4 protein-coding genes and 1 pseudogene are annotated in these 5,322 nt (G+C 40.0%); 4 read left to right on the top strand and 1 reads right to left on the bottom strand.

All coding sequences use genetic code 11. From position 1 onward, the window contains the following. Window positions 1–115: pseudogene (locus CUN85_RS13730) on the top strand (IS1 family transposase); the annotation flags it as partial. 429 nt (window positions 116–544) lie between these two features. Next, entirely contained in the window at window positions 545–1,444 is a 900-nt protein-coding gene (locus CUN85_RS12755) for an integrase (protein ID WP_135390687.1), read from the top strand. 51 nt (window positions 1,445–1,495) lie between these two features. Here CUN85_RS12755 and hcp read toward each other — a convergent pair whose 3' ends face one another. After that, window positions 1,496–3,115, bottom strand: a complete 1,620-nt coding sequence (gene hcp, locus CUN85_RS12750) for a hydroxylamine reductase (RefSeq protein WP_135390686.1) — start codon at window positions 3,113–3,115, stop codon at window positions 1,496–1,498. Between the two features lie 576 nt (window positions 3,116–3,691). Between hcp and CUN85_RS12745 the strand changes: the two genes are divergently transcribed. Both CUN85_RS12745 and CUN85_RS12740 read left to right on the top strand, forming a co-directional pair. After that, window positions 3,692–4,477, top strand: coding sequence for a helix-turn-helix transcriptional regulator (locus CUN85_RS12745; RefSeq protein WP_167848893.1), 786 nt, complete (start codon window positions 3,692–3,694; stop codon window positions 4,475–4,477). A gap of 646 nt (window positions 4,478–5,123) precedes the next feature. Next, on the top strand, window positions 5,124–5,322 hold a 199-nt coding region (locus tag CUN85_RS12740), incomplete at its 3' end, for a transposase (protein WP_135389584.1).

Raw genomic sequence — 5,322 nt, 5'->3', positions numbered from 1 at the left:
TAAAGATGGTGTAAAGCACAAAAGAACACCTGCTCAGCAATCAGGGATTGCTGAGAAGAAGTGGACTTTGAGAGAACTCTTGAAATTCAAGTGTTCAAAAACGCCAACCAATTAATACAGGACTACCAAAAATTATATGATTCTAAAATTTACTTTTCGCTTTTAGATTTCCAGTCATTTGGCCTCTCACTTTCTCCGCGACTCTGCCAGTAGGCATCATTGTTTCTACGGTTAAAGTTGATGATATCAATAGAGAAATCCAAAATAAGCAGACACATATCCAAAAAAGACATCACATATCCATTGGTACTGTTGCCACAGTCATGTGCAGAACCTATTAGATAAACTGCTCATATCTACAAAATAGAGTGTAATGGCCATACTTTGTTTGTCCTGTAGTTGAATGATTATTTCAAAGGTGAACTGCGGGTTGTACAACCTAGCATTAATTCAGAGCTTGAAAAAAGAGTCGAAATGATGGAAAAACAGCTCTTGAAAGTCCAAAAAATCCATATTAAGCAGCGAAAAAGAAGTTAGTGGGCCCGTGGAGATTCGAACTCCGGACCTCCGCCGTGTGAATAAATCAGCATCAAGCGGCTTGAATTTACCAGTAAACGCTACGAATAACGACTATGCAATGAATAATCACGTGCAATGTACAGGGCTTCAGCATTTTTGGAACTCGAATGAGGTCGCTTTTAAAGACTGGTTGCATCACAGGGACATTTCAAAACCGACAAAGAACACCTATTATAATGCACTGGTGGAGTTTTTCAAAGACAATGATGTGCATAAGCCCAAAGACTTCAGAAAACTCCAGCTTAAGGATAAGGAGTCACGTGGCTTACGGAACCTATTCAATTATTGCGAAGATGAAGATATCGATATTTTAGCAGGACATCCTCTTGAAAAGTGGAGACGTTTTGTCAAAATTCCCAAGTCAGGTGTCACAGAAGTTTACATTACCGATGAAGAGGTGCAGGAAGGATATGTGTCCTGTCCTACCGAGGTTAAAATACTGTATAAGCTGTTAGTATGTTCAGGAAACCGACTGATTCATCTTTATCGAATGCTTCAGCTTTTTAATGAGAAAAAGGTTGTAATTGATGGTGACATTGCTCACTATCCATCTTCTGAGTTTTCATCTGGCAATAAACGAACCTTTCAGGTTTTCTTTCCAACTGCATACATCTCGGAAATAAAATCATTCCAGTCTCCAGATAAATATAAAACAGTAAGTAAGAAGCTGCAAGTTGGCAGAGTTTCGGCTAAAACTATCCGCAAGTGGCATCTCAATGTCATGATCAAAGAGGGAGTTACTGAGAGCTTGGCTGATTTTATTCAGGGAAGAGCACCTGCAACGGTGGGAAGTGCTCATTATTTGAATAAGGTGCAGCAGGCGAAGGAAGAGTACAAAAGAATTATAGAAAAGTTGGCTCTGTAGAGATCCTTGTAATTTAATCGTAAATGTTAGGATTTCGACAGTGTCTAAATTTCATTTTAAAAGTCTCTCCATATCTTCTTCCACGGTTGTGTTCGGTGTAATATTGAACTTCTCCACAAGCACCTTGAGGACATTCGGTGAGACGAAGGCCGGAAGTGTGGGACCAAGTGTGATGTTCTGTATTTCAAGTCTCAAAAGGGTAAGCAATACAAGAACAGCCTTTTGTTCGTACCATGCGATATTGTATGAGATCGGTGCCTCATTAACATCTGTAAATCCAAGTCTTGCCATAAGACCCTGTGCAATTACAATTAGTGAGAACGAGTCATTACACTGCCCTGCATCCAGTACCCTTGGAATTCCATCAATTTCCCCCAGGTTAAGTTTATTGTAACGATATTTTGCACATCCGGCGGTAAGAATAACGGTATCTTTGGGCAATGCTTCTGCAAAATCCGTGTAGTATTGCCTGTCTTTGTGACGTCCATCGCAGCCAGCCATAACAACAAACTTCTTTATCTTTCCTGTTTTGACAGCATCAACTATCTTGTCTGCATTAGATAACACGGAGTTGTAAGCAAAACCTCCCATAATGGTACCTTCTTCCAGTTGTACCGGTGGTTCACATGTCTTTGCCTGCTGGATAAGAGCAGAGAAATCTTTCTGACCGTCCCTAGCTATGATATGTGTAGCATCATCATACCCAACGGAGCCTGTAGTGTATAACCTGTAAATGTAGCTTTCCAGTGGAGGAACAATACAATTACTTGTCAATAATATCGGACCGTTGAAACTCTCAAATTCCTGTTTCTGATGCCACCATGAACCGCCATAGTTGCCTACCAGATGTTCATATTTCTTAAATTCAGGATACGAGTTTGCAGGGAGCATCTCACCATGAGTATAGACATCCACGCCTGTTCCTTCGGTCTGGTCCAGTAGCTGTTTCAGGTCCTTCAGATCATGACCGCTTATTAGAATCCCGGGATTGCCTCTTGTTCCAATGTTAACCTGTGTAGGTTCAGGATTTCCGAATTCGGTTGTATTCACCCTGTCAAGGTCTGCCATCACATCAAAACCTTTTTCCCCGCATTTCAGGACCAGTGAGATGAGATCCTTATCGTTCAGGCTGTCGTCAGTTGTTGCCACAAGTCCTTCTTCAATGAATGAGTTGACCTTCTTATTGATATTACCAAGCATCATAGCATGATGTGCATATGCTGCAATTCCTTTGATACCAAAGATCAACAGTTCCCTTAACGACCGGATATCTTCATCCTCTGTTGCAAGTATGCCTGTATTCCTGTCACTGAGGTTCTCTGAGGTCAAAGTTGCGATCTCGGGCAGATCGTTCTCATCAAGTGCATTGTTGTCCAGAAGTTTCTGCCTGATCTCATTCTGAATCTTGAATCCTCTGTCGATGCGCTCCTGAATTCCAGTAGCTCTGAAATCGGTGTTAGTTATGGTTGAGAACAATGCATCAAGCATAAAATCATCAGTGCTATTCTCAGAAACATTTGCACTTCTTGCTTTCTGGTTGTAGAATGCAATGCTCTTAAGCACATAGATCAGATCATCCTGAAGGTCTGCAACCTCCCCTTTCTTACCGCACATCCCATTCTTTGTGCAGCCTTTTCCATTCATTGTTTCTTGACACTGGTAGCAGAACATTTTATCACCTTTACTTTTTAGACATTACCTGTAGGAACCTGTTTACTTGTGTGCTCCCACATTTTTAATTGTTCCCTTAAACTATGCAACGTCTATGATACTCATTTCTACAGGTCCCCGGACATAGACGAGATACACTTTGAGAAATGGAAAGACGTTCTCGACATTGCCAGTGAGACAGAACAAGACAAAACCCAGACACAAGATGAGGCCATCCCATGCTAAACGTAAGCACTACCGACATAATCCTGTCCCAGAATCAGTTGTACGTTTCCGATCACTTCCTTGCACAATAAGTCCAGGCATTGCTCACAGTTGCCATCTTTTGCTCAATTGGTGGCTTTGGTACAGCCCTGATCTTTACTGACGTGATAGTGCCATACATGAGGTTCCGCTTACAAGATGAAAATAGTTAATAGCGTAATTCTGATGCACAAAAGTGTAGTTTCATACAGCAATTTCACATAACACCGTTAGCATTTCAGCACATACAACAACAAAATTTCAGATTGTTTTAAATAATATCATATGAGAGTATTGTGACGGGGAATGTTTGGTTTCAGGGATTGTGGGATAATGAAGAAACCATTACTTAATGTCATATTTGCTTCTGAGAAGAGAAAGAATGTTCTCCTAATGCTACAGGACGGATTCAAGAAAATGCAGTTTATCCTGGAGGCTCATAATACCACCAGGCAGACGATACTTCCGCAGATCAGGATACTAGAAGAACATCACCTAGTAGCCCAGCTAGACGATTCTTATGAGCTGACAACTATTGGGAAACTGATAGTAGATGAAATGAAACCTTTATTGGAAACAGTTAAGACTTTTAATATGGATATTGAATATTGGGGAACGCGTGACCTTAGTTTCATCCCATCTCATCTTTTCAAAAGACTGCGCGAGTTAAACCCTTACCAAATATTTAAACCAAGTATATCAGAAATCAATCATCCAAATAAGGACCTGATTGAAACAACCGCATCTTCAAAAAAGATGTTTGCTGTCACAAATATATTTCATCCAAATTTCATGAAATTGTTCACCCTATGGGCAGAGAATAATGTGGAAATACATATGATATTTTCACAGGAATTCTTCAAGAAATTATTAGAACATAACCGTGATGAGTTTCAGCAATTGTTAGATAACGAAAATTATCACTTTTACCGATATGACAAACTTTTCCATTCATTGTACTTTGCGGTGAACGATCATATGACCTTACTTGCAATATTGAGAACGAAAGGATGGTTTGACGAAAAATCAGTCACTTCATATAGCAATACTGCACGCAAGTGGACGAATGAATTGTTTGAATACTACCTGAAAGACTCCACACGCATCACAGAACTCTAAAAATAATATTCTTGCTGTGAAAAATTATTAATTTACGAGACAGCTTTATACGAGAAAAGCAATCTTGGACTTACATTAAGAAGGCAGGATGAGGCACCCGATAAACCACCACGCTCATGGTGCCTCTTTCCTTGCGAATCCGGGATGTCCCCACATCCCTTCAACCCCCACTCACTCAACCCCCATAGTTGAGAAGGCGGGATGAGACGCCTGACAAACCACCACGCTTTAAGGCGTCTCTTTCCTTACGTGTCCGAGATATTCCCCAATATCTCTCTTTAACTCCACTCCCAATAGCTTGCGAGCAACCCAATGCTCACGAGTCCTAATAGATTATTTTTGCATATAACAAGAATGGATTTTAATCTAAGGGCTTCTACTATCTTTTGTCTATAGGCGATATTTCAATGCCATTACAATTTCTATGAGTCTTATAATTAATACCGCCCTGATTTTTGTTGACGTGATCGTACCATTATTGCTGCAGTTTCTTCTTCAATTCATAGAGCTTGTTGACATTAATGTTTTAATAAGCAAAAGTTGAAATATTATATAATATAACCAATAATAAACACAAATAATCTTTTAATGAGCTGGTTTCAAAAATATAAATACCCCTTTCATCAATAGTATTATGGGGATTTGAATGGGGTTTAAAGAACTCTCAGACGAACAGTGGAAGTTTATTAAACCGTTTTTACCACCACAACCGATAACCGGTAGAAAGAGAGCTGATGACCGTAAGGTCATCAATGGTATTCTCTTTGTCCTAGCTACAGGTTGCAGATGGAGAGACCTGCCTGAACGTTATGGTTCTGGTGTTACAGCATGGAGAAGGCTGAAAA

Origin of the sequence: Methanolobus halotolerans (assembly GCF_004745425.1) — an archaeon.
GTDB lineage: Archaea > Halobacteriota > Methanosarcinia > Methanosarcinales > Methanosarcinaceae > Methanolobus > Methanolobus halotolerans.
This window is presented reverse-complemented; position numbering and strand designations above follow the sequence as displayed.

Excerpts from the sequence above, each read along its gene's own strand:
- hcp (WP_135390686.1), bottom strand. The coding sequence starts at position 3,115 with ATGTTCTGCTACCAGTGTCAAGAAACAATGAATGGAAAAGGCTGCACA.
- CUN85_RS12745 (WP_167848893.1), top strand. The coding sequence starts at position 3,692 with ATGAAGAAACCATTACTTAATGTCATATTTGCTTCTGAGAAGAGAAAG.